General features: G+C 41.5%; 20 protein-coding genes. 2 read left to right on the top strand and 18 right to left on the bottom strand.

Translation table 11 applies throughout. The features are described 5' to 3' along the window. Positions 1-19 precede the first annotated feature (19 nt). The 15 genes from ACYVGO_RS30385 to ACYVGO_RS30315 all read right to left on the bottom strand — a co-directional run bounded on the left by ACYVGO_RS30385 (position 20) and on the right by ACYVGO_RS30315 (position 16,043). Positions 20-337, bottom strand: coding sequence for a DUF3817 domain-containing protein (locus ACYVGO_RS30385; RefSeq protein ID WP_460972532.1), 318 nt, complete (start codon positions 335-337; stop codon positions 20-22). Between the two features lie 149 nt (positions 338-486). After that, positions 487-951, bottom strand: coding sequence for a hypothetical protein (locus ACYVGO_RS30380; protein WP_460972531.1), 465 nt, complete (start codon positions 949-951; stop codon positions 487-489). 112 nt (positions 952-1,063) lie between these two features. Then, positions 1,064-1,978, bottom strand: a complete 915-nt coding sequence (locus ACYVGO_RS30375; protein WP_460972530.1) for an AraC family transcriptional regulator — start codon at positions 1,976-1,978, stop codon at positions 1,064-1,066. 13 nt (positions 1,979-1,991) lie between these two features. Next, a complete protein-coding gene (gene mgtE, locus ACYVGO_RS30370; RefSeq protein WP_460972528.1) occupies positions 1,992-3,344 on the bottom strand; it encodes a magnesium transporter in 1,353 nt (450 codons plus the stop codon). 66 nt (positions 3,345-3,410) lie between these two features. Further along, positions 3,411-4,217, bottom strand: coding sequence for a 16S rRNA (adenine(1518)-N(6)/adenine(1519)-N(6))-dimethyltransferase RsmA (gene rsmA / locus ACYVGO_RS30365; protein WP_460972527.1), 807 nt, complete (start codon positions 4,215-4,217; stop codon positions 3,411-3,413). Between the two features lie 598 nt (positions 4,218-4,815). Further along, positions 4,816-6,102, bottom strand: a complete 1,287-nt coding sequence (locus ACYVGO_RS30360; RefSeq protein WP_460972526.1) for an ABC transporter permease — start codon at positions 6,100-6,102, stop codon at positions 4,816-4,818. A 36-nt stretch (positions 6,103-6,138) separates the two neighbouring features. After that, positions 6,139-6,807, bottom strand: a complete 669-nt coding sequence (locus ACYVGO_RS30355) for an ABC transporter ATP-binding protein (RefSeq protein WP_460972525.1) — start codon at positions 6,805-6,807, stop codon at positions 6,139-6,141. A 31-nt stretch (positions 6,808-6,838) separates the two neighbouring features. Continuing rightward, positions 6,839-7,636 carry an outer membrane beta-barrel protein gene (locus ACYVGO_RS30350; RefSeq protein WP_460972524.1) on the bottom strand — a complete coding sequence of 266 codons (798 nt, stop codon included), beginning with the start codon at positions 7,634-7,636 and terminating at the stop codon, positions 6,839-6,841. Between the two features lie 11 nt (positions 7,637-7,647). After that, positions 7,648-10,041 carry a TonB-dependent receptor gene (locus ACYVGO_RS30345; RefSeq protein WP_460972523.1) on the bottom strand — a complete coding sequence of 798 codons (2,394 nt, stop codon included), beginning with the start codon at positions 10,039-10,041 and terminating at the stop codon, positions 7,648-7,650. Positions 10,042-10,119: 78 nt separating this feature from the next. Further along, positions 10,120-11,076, bottom strand: coding sequence for a polyprenyl synthetase family protein (locus ACYVGO_RS30340; protein ID WP_460972522.1), 957 nt, complete (start codon positions 11,074-11,076; stop codon positions 10,120-10,122). Between the two features lie 14 nt (positions 11,077-11,090). After that, positions 11,091-12,335, bottom strand: coding sequence for a beta-ketoacyl-[acyl-carrier-protein] synthase family protein (locus ACYVGO_RS30335; RefSeq protein ID WP_460972521.1), 1,245 nt, complete (start codon positions 12,333-12,335; stop codon positions 11,091-11,093). Beyond that, entirely contained in the window at positions 12,332-13,303 is a 972-nt protein-coding gene (locus ACYVGO_RS30330; RefSeq protein WP_460972520.1) for a UbiA family prenyltransferase, read from the bottom strand. Before ACYVGO_RS30330 ends, ACYVGO_RS30335 begins: the two co-directional genes overlap by 4 nt. Before the next feature lie 4 nt (positions 13,304-13,307). After that, positions 13,308-14,237: a hypothetical protein gene (locus tag ACYVGO_RS30325; protein ID WP_460972519.1), complete on the bottom strand. Its 930-nt coding sequence runs from the start codon at positions 14,235-14,237 to the stop codon at positions 13,308-13,310. A 17-nt stretch (positions 14,238-14,254) separates the two neighbouring features. Then, on the bottom strand, positions 14,255-14,980 hold the full coding sequence (locus ACYVGO_RS30320; RefSeq protein WP_460972518.1) for an outer membrane lipoprotein-sorting protein: 726 nt from the start codon (positions 14,978-14,980) through the stop codon (positions 14,255-14,257). Positions 14,981-15,728: 748 nt separating this feature from the next. Beyond that, positions 15,729-16,043: a hypothetical protein gene (locus tag ACYVGO_RS30315; protein WP_460972517.1), complete on the bottom strand. Its 315-nt coding sequence runs from the start codon at positions 16,041-16,043 to the stop codon at positions 15,729-15,731. Between the two features lie 16 nt (positions 16,044-16,059). On the opposite strand from ACYVGO_RS30315, the gene ACYVGO_RS30310 reads away from it, so the two are divergent. Then, a complete protein-coding gene (locus tag ACYVGO_RS30310; RefSeq protein WP_460972516.1) occupies positions 16,060-16,428 on the top strand; it encodes an Imm10 family immunity protein in 369 nt (122 codons plus the stop codon). 343 nt (positions 16,429-16,771) lie between these two features. On the opposite strand, the gene ACYVGO_RS30305 is transcribed toward ACYVGO_RS30310, so the two are convergent. The 3 genes from ACYVGO_RS30305 to ACYVGO_RS30295 form a co-directional block, all read right to left on the bottom strand. Further along, the gene (locus tag ACYVGO_RS30305; protein ID WP_460972812.1) at positions 16,772-17,041 is read right to left on the bottom strand and encodes a type II toxin-antitoxin system VapC family toxin; all 270 of its coding nucleotides are present in this window, start codon (positions 17,039-17,041) and stop codon (positions 16,772-16,774) included. Between the two features lie 112 nt (positions 17,042-17,153). Next, positions 17,154-17,363, bottom strand: a complete 210-nt coding sequence (vapB, locus tag ACYVGO_RS30300; protein WP_460972515.1) for a type II toxin-antitoxin system VapB family antitoxin — start codon at positions 17,361-17,363, stop codon at positions 17,154-17,156. Positions 17,364-17,485: 122 nt separating this feature from the next. Next, the gene (locus tag ACYVGO_RS30295; RefSeq protein WP_460972514.1) at positions 17,486-19,231 is read right to left on the bottom strand and encodes an Ig-like domain-containing domain; all 1,746 of its coding nucleotides are present in this window, start codon (positions 19,229-19,231) and stop codon (positions 17,486-17,488) included. Between the two features lie 153 nt (positions 19,232-19,384). Here ACYVGO_RS30295 and ACYVGO_RS30290 point away from each other — a divergent pair, with 153 nt between their 5' ends. Next, the gene (locus ACYVGO_RS30290) at positions 19,385-20,890 is read left to right on the top strand and encodes a hypothetical protein (protein WP_142774734.1); all 1,506 of its coding nucleotides are present in this window, start codon (positions 19,385-19,387) and stop codon (positions 20,888-20,890) included. Positions 20,891-20,924 lie beyond the last annotated feature (34 nt).

Raw genomic sequence — 20,924 nt, 5'->3', positions numbered from 1 at the left:
GGAGATATGGCATATGAAACTAGTCTGCCGACGGCTCTATTTTGCTCAGTATCTTTTTATCGATATAGAACGTACCAAACGGAACTAGGCAAGCCAGTAGCACTTTCCAGGTCGTGGTTTTAAATTTCCACTGGTACTCAACGCCTACACTTATTGTATTGAAAACGAACAGCAAAAACAGTACGCCATGCACGGGCCCGATTGCTCTTACAAGGGTCGGATCGCCAAACATGTGTTTCGCCGGAACGGCAATACCGATCAACAGCAGTAACGAAATACCTTCTAAAAGGCCAAGGAGCCGCAACCGGCCAATGTTGGTAGTAAGGAAGTTTTTCATGGTCAGTTTAAACCGCACCGGCGGATAGGTAGATTTTTATGATTGGTATTCATTTTCTGTCATCTCGACGTAAGGAGAGATCTCAAGGTGGCGATTTGAGATCTCTCCTTACGTCGAGATGACAGAAAACTACCAAATAGGGTTATCAATTAATAAAGTCTGAAATAAGGTCGGTTCGCCAGGGGCGAGAATGGCCACGGAATGGCGATAAAGATGATGAACAACGCAATGGAAAACCAGATCAACATGGTTCTAAATTTCTCATGATCGGTTGGCTGGCGCTTTGCCAGAGCAGAACCAACGGTCAAAACGACTACCGAAATAAGCATCAAGAGGATATGGATGAGACCGAAGAAGACGGTGTCCATATGGCCAATTTCGCCTTTAGCATTAGCCCAAAAGTACTTAATAACCGGACTCGTGAAGTAGAGTGTGAAGCCTATTACTAACTGAATGTGAGCAATCGTAGCCGTCCAGTGACGCACTGAATTATCCGTCTTTGCAAATACAGTACCTGATGTATAACCTCGGTACGCCCTTACAATGGCATAGCCCAAACTTAACAAAACCAACCAGCGAAACAGCGAATGGGCGACCAATAAAGACGAATACATATTCCTGTCAGTACGATAGTGGCCCGCCTGCTTAGCAGACCCTATTCCATAAAAAGAGTCCTGCAAAGGTCACGGTTATGGCAAAATCAGGCTAGGACTAATAACGCGATTTTTAGGACGTTTCAATCATTTTACGAAACGCTACGGGTGTAACACCCTCCTGTTTTTTGAACAGCCGACTAAAGTAGGAAGGGTCAGCCAGGCCAATTTCAGTAGCTATTTCACTGATCGACAACTTGCTTTGATACAGCAGCACTTTTGCTTCCAGAACAATGGCTTCGTCGATCCATTTGGTAGGCGATTTGCCTGTAATTGTCCTGACTGCTTTATTCAGGTGATTTGGCGTGATATTCAATTCGGATGCGTAATCCGTTACCCGGTGGCTGGTTTTGATCCGATCGACCAATAGCTCTCTAAATCGATTCGCAATACCTACCGCATGAGTTTGTGTACTGGCCGAAACTGGTTTATATACCCGGTTCACCTCGCACAGTAATGCAATAAAATACGACTGAATGATGTCCAGGTTCGCCAGGCCATTTTCTGAATAATCGAGCAAGATTCGTTTGAGCAGACGACGGACAAATTTTGAGGTCTGTTTATCCAGCTGAATACGCGGATTACCCCAAACCCGCAGAAATTCGAAGTCTTTGAGCAGCTCGTTTTTACCAAATTTCCCGATCACAATGTCGTCGTGAAAATTGCACAGATAGCCGTGATTTTCATCAACGTTATTGAACGAATACACCTGGCCAGCGGGCACAACTAAACACTCATTCTTGAAAATCGTGTAGGTTTCACTACCAATCGTCATCACCGCTTCGCCATCGGTGAGGTAAATAAACGTATGCGTTGTGGAGCGAATGGGCGGAATCGGAAGCTTGATCAGGCGAATCAGTTTCTCGACTTTTACGATAAAGAACTTCCCGAAATCTGACTTTAAGATAGCATCCAACTGCTGTTCGGGCTGCATATACGCATCCCGAAATGTTTCTGTACTGTAGATTCGTATGTTAGTTTTCGACACGTCTATTGATGAATTACACCTCCGCCAGCAACCACTGGGCAATCAGGAAATACACGCCGATGCCAATCAGGTCATTGGCCGTCGTGATAAACGGTCCTGATGCTACTGCCGGATTAATTCCGATTCGATTAAGCAACAACGGCGTAACCGTCCCCATAAATGACGCCAGTAATACAACCGCCAGCAAGGACGTTGCGACGACAAAAAATAGCCGTGGTTCGCCAATAATGAAGGTATACGTACCCGCAATCAGGCCTACAACTAGTCCGTTAATGATCGCCACCAGGAGGGTTCGTACGAGCCGTTTCGCCATGGTCATGCTCAATCCAGTTGTATCTGTCAGGCTTTGTAAAATCAGGGACGATGTTTGAATACCCACATTCCCGCCCGTTGAGCCAATAATGGGAATAAACGCGGCCAGAGCGGCCACTTTCCCTAATTCACTCTGAAAACCGTTGATAACGGTTGCGGCTAACAGACTCCCAACGGCACCCGCTACGAGCCAGGGAAGCTGTACTTTCGAGCGCTGCCAAACGCTATCGTCCTCCTCTACTTCGCCAGATAAACCCGAAATAACCTGAATATCTTCTTCGGCCTGTTCGGTAATTACGTCGACCACGTCATCAATCGTAATCCGACCAAGCAGGCGCTGCTGCACGTTCACGACCGGAATGGCGTCCAAATCGTACTTCTGCATCAACTCGGCCACTTCGGCAACAGGTCGATAGGTTTCGACAAAGACAACATCGTCGTCGTAGAGATCCGCAATTTTGGCGTTTTTACGAGCCAGCACGATCTTCTTCAGGGATATGAGGCCAAGCAGTTTGCCTATTTCATCGACCACATAAACGGCATAGACATTTTCGACATCTTCGGCTTGCTGGCGGATTTCTTCGATGCAGGCATTGACCGTCAGGTTGACGCTGATCTTGATCAACTCCTTCTGCATCAAACTACCTGCAACGCCGTCTTCATAATGCAGTAAATCCAGGATAAAACGGGCCTGCTCCCGATCTTCCAGAAACCCAATAACCTCTTCCCGCACCTGAATAGGCTGCTCATTCAGCAAATCCACGGCATCGTCGGAATCCATCTGGTTAATGAACGGAGCCAGTTCTTCCGACGTAAAAAGTTTGAGCAGGTTGGTTCGTTCAGTAGGGTCGCTATTGGCCAGGATTTCGGCCCCAACCGATTTATCCAGCAGGCTTAGCAGATAATGCGCTGATTCGGGCTCCAGCTCGTCCAGAATCCCCGAAATATCGGCCGGAAACAACTCCTCCATCTCAGTCCGCAGCAGTTTCTCATCGCTCGCTTCAATAGCCGACTGAATATGATCGAGATAGTCTTTTGTGAGTTCGAAAGTCATTGGGTAAGGGGAGAAATGGGAGGAAAGGGAAGAGAGGGAGAAAGGTTTGCAACGTTCCTCCTCCCTTTACTCCTGCTCCTCCCTTTCCTCCGTCATAAGCTTTGTTAATTCCACAAACTGCGCTACGCTTAATTGCTCGGCGCGTTTGTCCATGAACGGACTGGCGAGGGCAGCTTCGGGTGGATTTAGGGGTTTCAGGGCGTTACGAAGTGTTTTCCGTCGCTGACTGAATCCGTGCTTCACCACCTGCGTAAATTTGCGCACATCGCAACCGAGGTCTGTTGTTTCATTTCGCCGGAGGGATAAAACACCCGAAAACACTTTTGGTGGCGGATTGAATACCGTCGGGTCGACCGTGAATTCATACTTAATATCGTACCAGGCTTGCAGTAATACGCTCAGAATCCCGTAGTCTTTGTTACCCGGCCCTGAGGCTATTCGCTGGGCTACTTCGCGTTGAAACATACCTACAACTTCGGGCACCCGATCGCGCATGTCCAGCACTTTGAACAGAATCTGGGTCGAAATATTGTAGGGAAAATTACCGATTATGGCAAACGACTCCGTGCTATCCGGCTGCTTGGTTGGGAGTAAATCTGGGCGAATATTCAGGAAATCGGCGGGTAAAATATGACCTTCCAGCACAGGAAAATTCAGCTTTAAGTAGTCAACTGACTCTCTGTCTATCTCAATAACGTAGGTTTCGAAGCGAGTATCCTGGAGTATAAACTGCGTCAGAACGCCCATACCCGGCCCAATTTCAAGGACTTTTTTGTATTCACCATGCCCAGTCAGAAGCTCAGCAATGCGTTGGGCAATGCTAAGATCTTTCAGAAAGTGCTGACCGAGTTCTTTTTTGGGTTTGACGTACATGCAAGGCTGATTTTCGGGCACAAAGGTACGCGGCTATGCGCGAATTATTCACGATTGGTTGTGATTGCGTATTGTCAATAGTCAGATTAGAGGCCATAGCCCATTTAGTTAGCGGCACACACCCTTTGAGTAATCCCTATATACCTGTTTATCAGCCCCTAATAAGCAACTGAGACCCGTTTCTATTTCCAATCCCGCGGTATAAAAATCAGTATCCCCATCGTTTAGTCATTTCGCCAAACGAAATTAGGAAGTCTCATGGCTTACATATTGCTTTACCTCGGAGTAAGCATAAGCGCGCGATTCAATAGTTCAAGGAACTTAAAGAAGCTGATAATCTGCAGGATGTAGTTCCGTGATGTTGCGTACAATAGTTTGTTGGGTGAACAAAACAGATATAAAAAATGAATGTTTGCCATCGCTCCGGCGACAAGCCGCACGGCTCGACAGGCAGGCCTTTGGGTTCATTCGGCGGCTCCGGTTGACACAGGGTAAGACTCGAATAGCAGACTTTTAGCTTTCCATGTTCAGTTCCTGTTGACACGAGAAACGCTTTGATCATATTATGTATTGAGACCTATACCTAGCTGATGGAATATCACTGTCCTCTTAAAATAACAACTGGATCAATTTTTGACGCTTTCTTAGCCGGAATAAAACCAGCTAACACAGTAGTGATGATTCCTAAAACAGCTCCGATGATATAAAAGATGAAGTCATAGTTCATCGGATAATACTTAACATTCAGGATTTCACCTGTATCAAATGGAACCTTTGACATAATCACGCAAAGGATATAGCCAATGATCATCCCTAAAAGGGAGCCTACTAATCCTACAATTAATGATTGGATAAAAAACACGTATTTAACATCATTGTACGAAAACCCTAACGTCTTTAGCAAGGCAATGTCTTTGTATTTATTCAACACATTGATGTTCATGATATTGTAGATACCAAAACCAGCCACAATCAATAGCGCAATAGAAACCACCCAGGTCAGAACATTCCGCACTTCAATACTAGTCATGATGATCTGGTTAGCTTCCTGCCAGTTCTCCGTTTTAACAGTAAACTTTTGCTTAAGCTGAGACGAAATGTCCGTAAATAAATATCGGTCATTCAGCTTGACATTAATGTCGGAAACCGTTGAGTCAGGTACGTTTAAGATTTCACGAACCTTGTGAATGTTCATGTAAGATTTCCCATTATCAAGAAAGCTGACTCCAAAACTGAAGAGCGCAACAACATCCAACTGTTCGATTTTGCCATTCAAGGTTGTGATCGTAACCTGTTGCCCTACTTTTACATTTAGCTTATTGGCTAATGTCTGTCCTAATATCACCCCGTTTGGATTCCTTTGAAGGGAAAATATATCTCCGGCAATAATCCTGCTTTTTAAATCAAACAACTTATCCTCGTCACCAATAGACACGCCAAATATTGCACCGGGTAGATCTGCCCCATTCCGAGAAAATATAGCTTGGGTTGTAATTTGGGGAGAAACCCCTTTTACATTATCATCACTTTTTAAGAATACGTCAATGGCTTTATAATTTTCCAACTTAGGTGTATTCTTAGCAATACTTTCTGACAGGGCAAATAGATTATTGTTAGCTATTGAGTCTGTGCTAGGTAGTGAATCATTAAATGATACTTTTAAATCTGGTGTCCCTTCAAGAGCAGCATTGTCTAGGAAATCATTCACGCCATTCATGAAGTTAATCAATAGAATGAACATGGATGTTCCGAACGTAACACTTAACGCTGAAATAAGCGACTGCCCCTTCTTCGCTAACAAATACTTGATTGCCAGATAAACAATGAGAAGAGGATTGTTATTTTTTACAGGTGAATTATCAATCAGTTGATTAGGTGAATCCATAAGAAGGTTAAAAAATTAATAGTTAAATCGAATAGACTAAATAATTTTTCCGTCACTCAGGCTAATTATTCGATTACATTTTTGGGAAAAATCTTCGTCATGCGTCACAACAACGATCGTTTTTTTGTCCTCCTGAACGATCTGTTGAAATAGCTCTAAGACAACTTGTGTAGTCTTTTTATCTAAATTCCCTGTAGGCTCATCCGCAATGATTAAGGATGGTGAGTTTACCAATGATCTAGCGATAGCTACCCGCTGTTGTTGACCACCAGACAAATGATATATGTTTCGCTTACTATACTCATTCAACCCAACCTTCTTGAGTAGGTCAATGCCAATGCTTTCTGCCTCCTTAAGTGAACATTCATTTTTTTTCCTTAATGGCAAAATGACATTTTCAAGAACATTCAATTCTGAAATAAGAAAATTCGTTTGAAAGACGAAGCCAATATTTTTATTTCTGAAACTGGTTAATGCATCATTAGACTCTTTAGGTATCAATATATTCGCAATGTATAATGACCCTTCATAATCTGTATCAAGTGTGGATAGTATGTATAAGAGTGTAGATTTTCCACAACCTGATTTTCCAACAATACCTAATAATTCACTTTCATAAATCGACATGTTTATGTCAAATAAGACTTGAGAATTAGTAGGACTATGGAAGAATTTATTAATATTCTTTGCCTTTAAAATTTCCATGAACGAAAGCACTATTTAATGAATAAAAGGATTAAAACCGACAATTAACCGCAACGCTAACCATGCCTAAATAGCCTGTTATTCCTGATTTTTGAAAAATACCTCCGACGGGTACGCCATAACGAACGTTAACATCAAGGAATGGTCGAATAGCGGCTCCTACTTCTGCATTGATCCCCCATGAAATCGGTTTGGGTTTTAAATCAAAGACTTCATCTAGCTTTAGTTGCTGAACTAAAGCGTTGTTAACAGGGATAGAAAACTTCAGATTAGCCAGGTCAAGACTCATTTGTCCGCTTACATTGCGAATCAGATCTGCCTGATAGTAGAATAAAAGACTAGGGCCGGCACTGATTCTGAAGCGATTGTTAAAAAAATACCGCCCTAACAGGATAGGTACTTCAATAGCTTTAAGTGAAGGTTCGGACGCTGCATCGACGGTTGTCGAAGCACCATTGGGTACTAAAACAGCAGGTATTCCGAGTAGACTGGTTACAGCTTTATCTACAGAGACCGGAATAGTAGTACGCTGCTTTAAGGGCGTACTGATGGCCAAGACATCAACCTGAAGGTAATTTCGTTGATCCTTCGTTTTAAGTTGGGTGAATAGTCCCACTATGTAACCAACAGTATGTCCATTCGATTGCCCCTGTAATTGATTGTTTGAGATAAACGAATATTGAACAGGTATGCTAGCGTAACCTCCAGCGAGTAAGCCACCAGCTCGAATGCCCAGATCAATTCGCTCTGAAGAAATCTGCGCCAAACAAGCCGCTTTACACTGTAATACGATAATGAATTGTAGAGTCAATTTTATAAATCGTTTCATAGAAATCTAAGTTAAAAGGTAACACTAACACCAGCCGTTGGCAGAATACTGAAGGGAGCTTTAAAGATTAACACCTTCGTGTCATATCGGGTTGGGTCATTACTATCTACAATCGGCATATGATTAGCATCCAAATTCACACCCAGAAAGGGAGGAACGACGAAATTTGAATTAAACAGATTTTGAATATCGACGTAGGCACTCACATTGAATCGTTTAATGATCACTGTCTTTTCCACCCGTAAATCAAAAGCACTATACACATTGAACCGCTGGGAGTTAATTTTAGTGAAGTCAGTATAACCAATCGGGTTAACATTGAAGACAGGAATTAACGAGGATAAGGATTGATTAATGGGTGTGTAAGGGCTGCCTGTAAGAAATTTAAATTTCACACCTACTTCCCATGAGTTAGCAAATCGTCTTCCTCCTGTTATTGAAAGAGTATGTCGATAATCCCATATAGAAGGAATGTAATTGGCTGCTGTACTGCTTTTATACATACTATGCAGAAATGTATAAGCTAGGATTCCATAATATCCTTTCCACAATTTTTGATGGATTAATAACTCAAGGCCATAAGCTTTGCCAACGGCCTGAGAGGATGAAGGTGCATTACCAATAGCTTGTTGGCTAACAATACTTGAATAGGTAGCTAATGGAATATTTTCTGTTTTTAGAAAAGGTGCATCTTGATAGGATTTAAAAAATCCTTCTACACTAATTTTCAAATTTGATGAATTCAAATAGTCAATTCCACCAATGATATGGAAACAACGCATGTATTTTAATGAATCTTTATTATCAAAAACGCCTGCTGCGTTCTTATACGCAATCATTGTACTTAAAGGTGTTTGATAATAAATCCCACTATTAAAGTTTAAACTAAACTTATTATTGAGATCATACGACAATGAGATTCTAGGAGAAACCTGAGAGAGAGGATTACTTACATTATGCGAAAAATCACTAGCATCGGTTCGTAAACCAAATGAAATAGATCCTCGATTATATTTATAGCTAAATTGGGAGAAGATAGAATATTGATTGAAGGCTATATTGGAATTGTAGGTAGATGTATCAATAGCACTTTTACGAACATTCAGCCCAATTAAAAAATTATCGACAGAAATAGATTGATTTTCATAGGCAACACCGTAATTGATACTGAACCGATTCTTTTGGATATTATGTTCAACTCGTAAGTTAGATTCTCCCTCATACGACGCATAATCAATATAATTGCCTATTTTCTCAAGTTGATTTGTATAATTTTCTAGCTTATTGTACAGTTTATAATAGCTACCAGAAACAAGTAGATTACTATTTTTAAAGTAGTGCTTATAGATACTACCAATAGTAAAATTCCACTGACTATTGAAGGCTAATTGTTTTAAATATCGATTCATTGTTTGGGTGACATTGATATTGTTCTGATCCACGAATGGTCCCGATTCAGCCCGTAGGTTGGGTTGAATATTATCATTAGCCCCCACACCCAAAAGCGTGAATTCATTTTTTATGTCTTTGTATTTGAGCTTTAGGAGCGCATCAGAATACACGGGCAGGACAAATAACCCAAGCGTTTTAGAAATGAAATTCCAGTTGGCTACCCGAATAGATGATATATAGGTAATTTTCTTGCTTAGTTTACCATCTGTAGATAGGGTGAAATCGGTAGTGCCAGCTACAATATTTGATTTAATAGGCTGAGATGATCCATCCTTTAACCTGAAATCGAATATGGAGCTAAGTGCATTTCCTCTATTAGATGGGAAAGCTCCTGAGTATATGTTGGCTTCTTTTAAATAGGAAGGGTTGATTAACCCATAGGCTCCAGCGGCTGATCCCTGTGTTGAGAAGTGATTGATGTTCGGTATCTGTATACCATCGAGAAAGAATTTATTTTCATACGAAGCTCCTCCCCGTATGATTATGTCATTTCGCCATGCTGTAGGGGGAGATGCTACACCGGGAAAGGCTTGAATGACTCTGGATATATCCCTAAATCCTCCGGGCATTCGTTCTATTTCAGCACTACTGAGCGTTTTTATGGAAACAGGACTCTCATAGGTTTTATGGAAATCCGATGGTCTTACCGTAACGGTTTGTAATTCAGTCGCATTTTCTTCCAGTGTAGCATCTATGTATGTATCCTTATTCTCAAATACCTCTACGTCGAAAAGTGTTGTTGCTTTATAGCCGACACAGGAGATGATTAAATTATATAATCCTTTTCGTGGAGTGAGTAAGGTAAACTTGCCTAATGTATCCGAAATAGCATTTACATTATTGTCCTGTATTTTTATGATGGCACTAATAATAGGATCATTATTTACTTTATTCCGTAACTGACCAACGATTTTAGCCTGACCAAAACAATCAGGAGTTAAAAAGATGATCATCAATATGAAAAGTAGTTTTTGCATCATATTAAATTCGAGAGGAAAAATGAAATACACTCATTACAAACTGCCTTGATGTTATTTAGTATGCATTGTCTCTAGAATATTTATTAATTTGTCTTTATAAATCGAATCAGGAAATTTATGTATGAGGGTTTCACTCTCTGCTATAAATCCACATGCCTTATCTATAGCCTGTTCAATTCCATTATATTTCTTTAAATATCGTTCAATTATTGAATGAGAAACACTTTTTCTTGGCAGGAATCGAACAATAAACAACAAGTACATTTTCTCAAGAAAATTACTTTGCTTTAAGACAACCATTAACGGAAGAGTGATCTTACCTTCATATATATCATTAAAGCGTTCTTTCCCATTCCCACCCACAAAGTCGGATATATCATCTAATATTTGAAAAGCAATTCCAATATTATTACCAATTCTGGCCGCTATTTTAAGGGTGTCTTCATCATTGGTACAGGAATATGCTCCAAGTTCAAAGGAGATTTTAAACAATGAAGCCGTTTTACCTTTGATGATTTCATAATATTCATCATCCGAAAATCTTGTGAAAAGACTTCGTTTTGCCTGCTGAATTTCAGCATCAATCATTTCCTGTAGGCTCCCATAGACTTTATCTAATAATCGTTTCCCATCCGATAACGCACAATAATGAATGTAGTGGGTGGAAATGAACATGCTAAAGTATAATGAGAATTTATTTCCAGCTATTTTATTGATTGTTCTTAATCCTCTTCGATGTGAGGCTTTGTCAATAATATCATCTTGTATTAGGCTACAGGTATGAATGATTTCTATTAAAGCGGCAACGGAATAATTGTTTTTTATAGATCCACTAATAACACCACATATCAATAAGGACATCATGGGTCTAATTCGTTTCCCTCTATTTTCGTCCAGGTAGATCCATGTCTTATTGATATTATCATGTTCATGGTCGATGATACTTGAATAGTATTTTTCAAACTCCTCAAATTCTAGATCAAAATTGCTTTGTAAATTTCCAATCATAACATCTGGGGTAACTAAGGGTTAATTTTCCTGACGATTATCGAAGCGTTTTTACCACCAAACCCAAATGCATTAATCAAACAGGTGGATAGATTGATAGGCTCACCAAGTCGATTGGGAAGAAAATCAATGGCTGGATTTATTCGATTGTCTAGTTCCTGAAGATTCATCGTCGGTATGGCCGTATCAAATTTCATGGACAATAGTGTGGCTATGGTTGCCACAGCTCCAGAAGCACTCATCATGTGCCCTGTCATTGATTTGACTGCACTAACCCTAATTGTACTGAGCTGGTCTACAAAGAGCTTTTCTATCGCATTGGCTTCCGATATATCACCCAATGGTGTAGCTGTCGCATGAGCACTTATATAGTCTATGCCGTTTGCATCCAGGCTAGCCATTTTAATGGCATTACTCATGGCTTCATATCCGCTTTTTCCGGATGGATCTGGACTCGTTATATGATAGATGTCAGTCGCTCGACCAAACCCGATTATTTCACCGTATATCGTGGCTTCACGCTGTTTTGCCGATTCGTAGCTTTCTACGACCACACAACCAGCTCCTTCACCTAACACAAAACCATCTCTATTCCTGTCGAATGGCTTAGATGACTCACTTACATTATCTTTTTTAGTCGATAAGGCTTTCATGGAAGCAAATCCGTGTATCACGTTTTTTGTGATAGGCGCTTCCGTGCCACCGGCGATCATGTAGTCTGCTTCATCAGCAGCAATGATCTTATAGGCTTCGATTATAGCATCAAGCGAGGATGAACAGGCAGTGCCTATGGCATAATTAATACCTTCTAATCCATACTTTATGCTGATCACACCAGTTGTAATGTCTGGGCATAGATTAGGGATGAGATAACTATTATAGGTTTTATTGGCTTCCCCAAAAAAGTCCAAGTCGTTCTCTAATGCTTCAATTCCTCCAAATATGGACGAGAATATGACACCAAATCGTCTTTTATCGACAGTATTTAAATCTAGTCCTGCATCATGAATTGCGTCTCCTACTGCCTTTAAAGCAAATAGATTATGACGGGTATATCGCTTTACTTCTTTTTTCTCGAAAGAATCTAATGGGTTCCAATTCTTTATTTCGGAAACTGTATTAATACCTGTTTTTGATTCAAATCTAGTAAGCTCTGCTACACCACTCTTGCCAGCACTTAATGAATTCCAAAAATTAGATATATTATTCCCTATTGGCGTAATACAGCCTACACCTGATATAACGACACGTTTTTTCATTTGGCAAATGATAAGATGGTGAAGAGCTGTAATAGTAGATAATTATCCATCCAATTTATGCTCATACTGATTGCACTCTTTTTGTCAAATCCATTTTTTAACATACTACTAACTGTTGCATATATTTCTAGGATGCTGGAAAAGCTTAAACACAAAAAACATATGGGAAAGACACTGCTCATAAAGGCTCCTTCAGTAATGAATATAGAATTCCATAATAGTATACCAATAAATGATAATGTAAGTAATATATTCAATGTTACTTTTAAGTTTATTGTATTCGCGAAGGTGAGCTTCCCTCCTAGCAAATCAGTGTCTAAATCTCTAAGGTCTTTGGATAAAATATAGCCAATTCCTATATATAAAATAGTCGATATGATAAACATGATGCCTCTTGTAGAGATTAGCATTTTATTGTTGCCGTAAAAATTCAGATCAAAAATTTTAGTGACTGATTCATTCGATAGAAATAGGGTTAGAAATATATAAGATATAATACCGCTAATAACCCAGAATAGTACACTTGAATAGGTATGGCCTGATAAGTATAATGGTTTAAATGAATAGGAATAGCAAAGTATGCCCGCTCCAATAATGAAAGACAATAAAAGATTACTATGCAATCCACCAATTAGAAGAGCTAATGTATATAAGACAATTGAAATGGCTATAGCTTCTCCTTTTGATAATACACCTGATACTAAAGGTCTCTCCCGTTTAATTTTTTCTTCACTTGCTCTGTCTATTTCTATATCGCTTATATCATTCCAGATGATGGCTACAGCATGACACAGGCAAGCACTTATAACAAATAATGTAAACTCTTTTGGTGGGAAATGACCAAGTAGAACTGTGGCAAAACCATAAGCAGAACCTACTGATACCCAAAGAATTGTTCTGGGTCTAATCAAACTTAAGATAGCTTTTAGCTTCATAGTACCTTTTAATACTAGTGTAGTAGAACTCATTCATTTAGATTATTTTGTTATAAATTAGATTGTCATAATCTAACATATAACTGATCTCTTTATCGTAGCCTATTTTTAGGTTTTGGGTGTATTCTAGGATAGGATCAATCGCATCTACGTTTAATGTATATATTATCATTAAAGTCTCATCAAATACTGAATTGAAAAATTCTGTACAATCGTTTAATAAATGATTTATTATATATTGCATTTGATTTTTATATTCTTTATATCTATTTTTTTTGTTTTCAAAAGTACTGAAACTCTCTATTCCTTTATACTTTCTCTCCAACACATAAAATAAATTGTTATAAGGAGCTTTATTTTTGTTGATATTTATTATGTCCTTCATATCGGTAATTATCATCTCTAGTATGCCAATATTTTTACCCAATTCATTTAAATCAGATTCGGCAATTTCTTTATTTGTTTTACTCAACAAACAGGCAATTTTAAATGACAATATATTTAAATCCCCTTTTTTATAGTTTGAATAGTTAATATAATCGTCAATACTATCAATTAATAAATTTTCATAGACTATTGACTTTTCATATTTATCTTTTACGTATTTATTAGCATGTTTAAAACATTCAAATTCGTCTATTTCAAAACATTTTTTATAACATATTACAAAGAGCATATCTCCAAGCAATATGTTTAATTTATTTATATTGTTCAGAAATCCATTATATTCTGCTACTTTTTGGTGCATTTTGAAGGCTATATTAATGCAGTCCAGTAGATAAGAAGCTATATAAGTAAGCGGCTTATCGCCATGAAGCATTTCAGAGAATATCACATTTTTCGTGTAATGCTCTTCATCGGAATGATAGGCTATATACATCCGTTGTAAGTACACGTATTTCCCATTTATTTCTTCGGCGATTTGCTTTTTAATGAACTTCTTGTGCTTTCGTATATTTTCATTCATAGTACACAGGTGCATTACTAATCTTTACTCTTGTCGAATTGCTTTGCTATGTCGCCTAATTTTTGAGGATTAAAATAGTTTGATGGAAATGTTATTCTTGGTTTGATATTTTTTAGCGTAATCACGTCCTCTTCTTGATTAGTAGCATTAAGGAATCGAATTTGGGTTATTATTTTTCGCCCATTGATTGATTTTACCTTATCAAATTTTACTAGTTTAAATAAGGTCTTTGATTGAAGGTAGACCTTTGATTCGAGTGGCTGATAGGTTTTAGTGTCCATCCATAGCTCTACCCTACTGTATAGAGTAGCTGGTTTTTTTGCCACCAATCCGACATAGAGTTTTGCTTTATCTGATGATGATTCCTGAATTCTATAGTCCCGTTGCCAATTCAGATTCAGTAAGTCAGCGTAATATATTGGACTCATCAGATGTCCATTCGCATTGATTGGGATTGTATTGGCCGCGTGTTTAGCTCTGATATATATGTCGGAATCCTTTATTAGCATCAGGTCCCCTTTGCGGGCTATTGGCTCTGTAATAGCCATCAAGATATTGCTTTGCTGCACGAAAGCAGTTGATACCAGGTGTTGACCGTTCATAATAGACATGTCAGCATCAAACTGGTAGCTTGTCCACGGCTTCTGATAATTTGCGGCTTTTTTAAGTTTTGTAGCAGTCGATTGACTGAATGAGCTTGTACTGATGGATAGATAAAGAAGTAATAAACAAATATATTTCATGGGTTTGTTAGGGTACTATTGAATACTTCTCTACTATATACAAGGACTGTATGGTGTCATTTCGATTCTTTTAGAATCATCTACACTGACTACCTTCAGGGTTGTTAGTAGTTCCTTTTTATCGCCCCAATTTTATTGATAAATACTAATATTTACAAAATATTTATAAAAATAAGTATACTATATAAATATATAAGATTATAAATTCCTATATATTTTATATACAATGAAAGAGATAAGTGTTGTATATTTTATCATTGCATCTTTATTAATTTATTTATGTCAATAAAAAGTAACTTATCGTAATGATTATTCGGGCTATTTTTGAGCATATAGTATGTATAAGTCGGTACTTAATCTGGCAAACCACTCTAGGTAGGGTGCCTTCTCTTCGACAGGAAGCACGGCCTATAGGAAAGTGGACGACCTAATAAATACAGGCGTGTAAAGGTGAGACGCGGCTCATGTGGAGTATAACTTGCCATCACTCAGCAGCTCTTTGGGGTGTCGGGTCGCGTCTGACAGCTAGCACGTCTCGAAGTCGGGCTGTTTGGCTCGTTGGCCGGCTTCCGGTCGACAAAGTGAACGCCTGAGATAGCGGCTTTTTTGGGTTGCCTGCGACACCAGAAACGCCAGAGGTAGGCAAATCAAAAGTGAGTTTGTTACATCCTCCGCGACAAGCCAACCACCCCAAAGCCAGCGTTGGTAAAATTGGATTACGATACATAGTGTGAGGCTTCGCACGGGTCTAAAAAGCGGATGTGTTGCGCTGTGACTCGCTCCGCATGGGGTAGCTTAACTGTGACAGGATGCACGTCCCGGAGGCCCAACCAAATGAGGGTGTAAAGGTTAAATGGCTGTTGTTCAGTCTAGTGACTTGCTCACCAACAACCCTCATGGCCGTTGGGTGGCTGGAAACAGCTAATAACGTAGCGGTTGGGTCTCGTGTGACAGGGGATACGTCCTGCGACAGGGCGGTGTCTAGTTCGGCGAGTCGCGGTTGACACGAGAAACGCCCCACCTGGGCGACCCAAAAGTGGGTTTGCCAAGTAGTGTGCGACAAGCCAAACTTGTTTTGAATGAAAGTTCAGTTTCAGGCAAATACAGTTGTTGTCCAAGAAGAAGATGAAGTTGCGATAGTCGCTTTTGCCGATGATGCAATTCAGCCGACAGAGGTCTTTATGCTTCAGTACGCTCTATTTGAAGAACCAGACCAGCCGATTTATTGTGAACGAAATGGCCAAAGTCAAGGCTGTTATGACGGTATTCAACATGCCGAATTGAGTCGGACAGGTTTTAGGATTGAACTAAATAAAGAAGGGATAGCCAGATTGGGTTGTGACAGGTTAGAGATTGGGTTTCAAGTTGATGAATCCAATTTCTCTCGTTTGCAAGTTACATTGCATCTGATATTTAGTCATTCAGGTGCGTTAATTGATACCTTATAAGTGGGTAGCTTTCCGTCGACAAGGGCACGTCCCGCAGGAAAGTCGGCAGCCCAACCACCACCGTGTTCGCGCACGAACAAACCCCCGAAAATTAAAAGTTCTTAACTATTGATTATCAGTAAGTTAAAAATTTTTCATACATCTACAGAGGGTGTAAAAGCATCAGTTACGTGAGTTTTGTCAAGTTTCTTGCAAAGCCATCAACACTAAGGATCGTTGGGTAGAGGTCTAACGCTTGAAAAGCTCGTGCACCATTGTCCGGAAGACAGCTTGCACATCTCCTTGGTCAGATGCTAGTCAACAGTAGAGTTTGTGAATTAGCCCGCTGGACAAAGTGACTTAATTACCAAGCCCAATCAACATCATATTGATGAATGTGAGCATCAGCAGTAACGAGTAACAGGTTTTCTGTCATGCTTTGGGCAATTAAGAGCCGGTCGAATGGGTCACGATGATGCATGGGTAAGGTGAGTAATTGGCTCGTGTGTTGAAAGGTAACGGGTAACAACTCGAAACCATTCAGAGCAAGCAAAGCCAGTAAATTATCATAGCCTGGCTCGAAGGAAAGGCTACCAAGCCGAATTTTAATGGCCATTTCCCAGAGCGAAGCGATGCTTACATAGGAGACGTTAGCCGAGCAAGGTGTTGTTTAGCCTTTGCTGAAAGGTCTGTTTCATTGCCGTTGAGAAACCAAATAAGTGTGTGGGTGTCAAGCAGCAAATTCATTATTGATAGTCAGCAAAATCGTCCAGCAGTGCATCAAAATCAGGACTCATTTGAAATTGGCCTTTCGCACTACCAAATACGGGTATTTTTCGTTCAAGGGGCTTATCAGGTGATTTTCGAGTAGCCAGAAAGTCAACAAAATCGGCGACTTCCGCCTGATAAATAGGTGGTAAAGTCTGATATTTCTGATATAATTGTAGGTAAGTCATGGTTGTACGCTTAGCTTGGCCCGTAACAAAGATAGTGAGTTTACTCGTTCACCAGCCTCTGTGAGAACAGCGAAAAGTATAACTCTATGAGGGTAAAGTAGCTAGCCAGCACTGCCTCCAACTCAGAAATCAGTATCCGTTAACTCAAAGTTCTGCTTAACCCGTATTGTGCCGTTTTCCTCTGTGCCGGGGGCGTAAATGATCCGTTCGGGCTGAAGCCCCTTTTGCACATTACCAATGTCGCGCTTTCGGTTGCCGTTGGCGTCAACAATCAGGCGAACGCGATAGAGACCAGGTTTGAGCCGACCGAAACTGTAGTTTGAGTTGCCGTAAGCCGTTCGAATTACGTTGTACTTCTCATCCAGCAGTTCTACAATAAAATTCTTTCCTGCCGAGCCAAGCGTAGTGGGGCTAACACGACCGGCAATCAGGCCGTAGCTGTCTTCTTCAGCAATTGTATATCGCGCTGAATACCGCGCCATTGTATCGCCCTGGACACTTATGAACGCGCCTTTTTGCAGCCTGAACAGCAGCGTATCGCGCAAATTGGATTGCCGTTTGATAATCAGGCGCGAGTTGTTGTTGCTCCAGGTCAGATCTGCCGCCGTGAGCTTGAGCGGTTTCGTACTATCTGGGCCGATGATAATCAGGTCGGTCTTAAACTGAAAGATCGGCTTGTTAAATACCAGCGTGAATTCCAGATTTTTATCAATGGGTTCGCCCGACGGAGGGTTTATCTGAGCCGTTAGCGCCGTTCTGTTTTTAGCCTTGGTTTTCAGGGGAGAAAAATAAATTCGCTCCCTAAGTTCGGTAACGTTTCCCACGGAGTCCTCAGCCACAATGGTCAGATGAAGCGTATCACCGGCCGCGCGGTTGGCGGGCCGGAAAAGCCGAATCATCTTGGGATTTTCCAGAAACGACACCAGCGTATCCCCGGTATAAGGCGCCAGGGCGGTCGTGGTGGATGCAACTGGGGTAGACGTAGCCGTGGTAGAAATGCCTGATGTTGATACGCCCGACGTAGATACAGCTGTTGTCGTTATCGGCTTCCCATAGCGCAACTTATAACTGGCAATGCCACTGCTCAATTCCAGCCCCAGGGTTTCATCGGTACGTTCACGTCGGCTAATGCGCGGCTTCCCATAGCCCCGGAAAGCTACCAGATTCACATCGCTATAGTTGTGGGTAAAGTTCAGGACACTATCCCGGAAGGCCACCCGCTCACCCGGTGTGTTATTTACCAGATTCAGGTCTTTGTCATCGAAGCCGTAGACTTTATACAATCCCGCCTTTACGTTTTCTATGCGAAAGTTGCCACTGCTGTCTGTACGGGCAAAGTACTGCGGACGTTTTCGGTTAATGGGTAGCGTGTCTGTCGAGGCAAACAGGCCCACTACAAACCCTAATAACGGCGTGCGACTTTCGTCATCCACCACGTTGCCTGTCAGAAAAAGGGAGTCGATAACCGGTCCCGTACTGAAAACAACTTTGGTATTTTTGGCAATGTTCCGTTCCGTAATGTCCTTGATCCCATCGGCAAAATCAATGGTATAGGTTGTATTGGGCAGGAACGGCTTATTAAAGTTTAACCGGATACCCAGGGGCAGCGATTTCACGACAAACGTATTGCTGTCCTGGGGCGTAATGGTAATTTTTTGCTGGAGGTTTTCGCTGTTCACGTATTCGTCAAACTCCAGTTCAATCGTTTTCCCCGAGTAGTTCAACTGGCGGGGAGTGGGCATACTGCTCACTAATTTGGGGGCCAGGGTATCTTTCTTACCCCCAGGTGGTTGAGCCACCTGCGCGCAGTTTTGGAGAAGAATCGGGAGAGACAGTAAGAAAATTACGACAAAGTGGCGAAACGTCATGTTGGGGAATTCAAAGTCTGTTCGGTGACACCGAACTACGTATTCAGAACTACAAAGGTAAACGTCCGTTCATCGTTAATCTGTACCGATTGACATAAAATGGGTCGCTGGTTCGTTACGTTCTATAGAAATTTAAGAAAAATTAACCGTTGCATGACCCACCCCCGTTTTTATGTACTAGTACTTCTCGTTGTATCGGCGGGATGGTTATCGGGCTGTTCCAGTTCAGCAGACCAGTTAGACGAGCAAATTAGCGATGCACTGGATGATAATACCATCGACGTAACCGAAGCCGATGCCCTTCGGGTATTTGTAGGACAGGAAAGTAAAGAACTTGGCAAAGATAAAAAGACGGCAGCCCTGCTCACTCCCGATGGTAAGCTCGAAGAATCGGCCCTGCTGGCTTACATTAAACGTAATCGCACCTACCGCAAATTAGCGAAAGAAGGAAAAACCCCTGCCGTCAAGTTGTCGGGTGCGGTGGCTTCGAGTAAACCCATGCGGCTGAAACTCTATCTGGAAGCCAGTGGCAGTATGTTTCCCTACGATGCTCCGGGCGGAAATGGCGCGTTCAAACGTACGCTCAATGATGTGTTGACCGAGTTCGACGCGGTCAATCCGGGTCAGGGGAAGCTATTCGTGGTGAACACCGAAGTTAATGATCTGGGCTTGACACTGCCGCAGTTTTTCAAGGAGAAAAACATCTTTACAGTAGCAAAGACCAAAGGAAAAACTACCAGTACTGACTTCGAGAAGATTTTCACGGATATCCTCAGCAACACCTCCGGCGACGATCTAAGTATTTTAGTATCAGACCTGATTTATTCCGACGCCAATCTGACGGGCATGAGCGCTCAGAAAACCCTGGATGCGGCCAGTTCGCTACTTACAACGGTGTTTAATCCTTACGCCAGTACGCACTCGATGCTGGTGCTGAAATTCAACGCCGATTTTGACGGAACGTATTATAGCTGGAACAACGCCAAGAAAAAGTACACGGGCGAACGTCCATATTACCTCTGCCTGATTGGTCGTAATGAAACCATGCAACGGCTCTACCAGGATCAGGCCTACCAAACCATCCGTCGATTCGATCAGCTACCGGGCTTTTCTGATTCGTGGTTCTTCGGTCGAGATGAGAAAGCTACTACCCCATTCTACAGCATATTGGTAACTGACCCGGCTCGCAAAGGACGTTTCAAACGGTCTGACGACGAAGTGCGTAGTCATGCCAAAGCGGTTCACGCCATTACGGATATTCAGCCTGACGTAACCGACAAAAGCCTGACGATTCCCGTAGCCGTTGATCTGTCGGCCTTGCGGGTGCCAGCCTCGTTGTTGACGGATGCCAGTCAGTATGCCGTAGAGGGGAAAGACAACTTCAAGGTGTCAGCGGTACAAACGTATTCTGGCGCTAATGGAACTACCCATAAACTAGTACTGACGACAGACAAACCCGCGCGAGGTGAGCGTACAGCAACGATTCGGCTTCGTCGGCAGTTCCCCCCCCGCTGGATCGCCAATACCAACACTACCAACGATGCCGCGCCCGATGCCAACTCAACATTTGGCCTTCAGAACCTGTTACAAGGTGTCGAACGTGCTTACAACCCAAACAACCAAACCGAGTATTTTACGTTGACTATTAAGTTAAACTAGGTTTGAGGTTTGTAGTTTGAAGTTTGAAGTTGGC

The sequence above is a fragment of the Spirosoma migulaei genome (assembly GCF_054776855.1).
The sequence above is the reverse complement of the archived record's forward strand: the minus strand, read 5'-3'. Positions and strand labels throughout refer to the sequence as shown.

Coding starts and splice junctions, on each gene's coding strand:
- ACYVGO_RS30385 (WP_460972532.1), bottom strand. CDS start 337: ATGAAAAACTTCCTTACTACCAACATTGGCCGGTTGCGGCTCCTTGGC.
- ACYVGO_RS30380 (WP_460972531.1), bottom strand. CDS start 951: ATGTATTCGTCTTTATTGGTCGCCCATTCGCTGTTTCGCTGGTTGGTT.
- mgtE (WP_460972528.1), bottom strand. CDS start 3,344: ATGACTTTCGAACTCACAAAAGACTATCTCGATCATATTCAGTCGGCT.
- rsmA (WP_460972527.1), bottom strand. CDS start 4,217: ATGTACGTCAAACCCAAAAAAGAACTCGGTCAGCACTTTCTGAAAGAT.
- ACYVGO_RS30360 (WP_460972526.1), bottom strand. CDS start 6,102: ATGGATTCACCTAATCAACTGATTGATAATTCACCTGTAAAAAATAAC.
- ACYVGO_RS30355 (WP_460972525.1), bottom strand. CDS start 6,807: ATGGAAATTTTAAAGGCAAAGAATATTAATAAATTCTTCCATAGTCCT.
- ACYVGO_RS30350 (WP_460972524.1), bottom strand. CDS start 7,636: ATGAAACGATTTATAAAATTGACTCTACAATTCATTATCGTATTACAG.
- ACYVGO_RS30345 (WP_460972523.1), bottom strand. CDS start 10,041: ATGATCATCTTTTTAACTCCTGATTGTTTTGGTCAGGCTAAAATCGTT.
- ACYVGO_RS30340 (WP_460972522.1), bottom strand. CDS start 11,076: ATGATTGGAAATTTACAAAGCAATTTTGATCTAGAATTTGAGGAGTTT.
- ACYVGO_RS30335 (WP_460972521.1), bottom strand. CDS start 12,335: ATGAAAAAACGTGTCGTTATATCAGGTGTAGGCTGTATTACGCCAATA.
- ACYVGO_RS30330 (WP_460972520.1), bottom strand. CDS start 13,303: ATGAGTTCTACTACACTAGTATTAAAAGGTACTATGAAGCTAAAAGCT.
- ACYVGO_RS30325 (WP_460972519.1), bottom strand. CDS start 14,237: ATGAATGAAAATATACGAAAGCACAAGAAGTTCATTAAAAAGCAAATC.
- ACYVGO_RS30320 (WP_460972518.1), bottom strand. CDS start 14,980: ATGAAATATATTTGTTTATTACTTCTTTATCTATCCATCAGTACAAGC.
- ACYVGO_RS30310 (WP_460972516.1), top strand. CDS start 16,060: ATGAAAGTTCAGTTTCAGGCAAATACAGTTGTTGTCCAAGAAGAAGAT.
- vapB (WP_460972515.1), bottom strand. CDS start 17,363: ATGACTTACCTACAATTATATCAGAAATATCAGACTTTACCACCTATT.
- ACYVGO_RS30295 (WP_460972514.1), bottom strand. CDS start 19,231: ATGACGTTTCGCCACTTTGTCGTAATTTTCTTACTGTCTCTCCCGATT.
- ACYVGO_RS30290 (WP_142774734.1), top strand. CDS start 19,385: ATGACCCACCCCCGTTTTTATGTACTAGTACTTCTCGTTGTATCGGCG.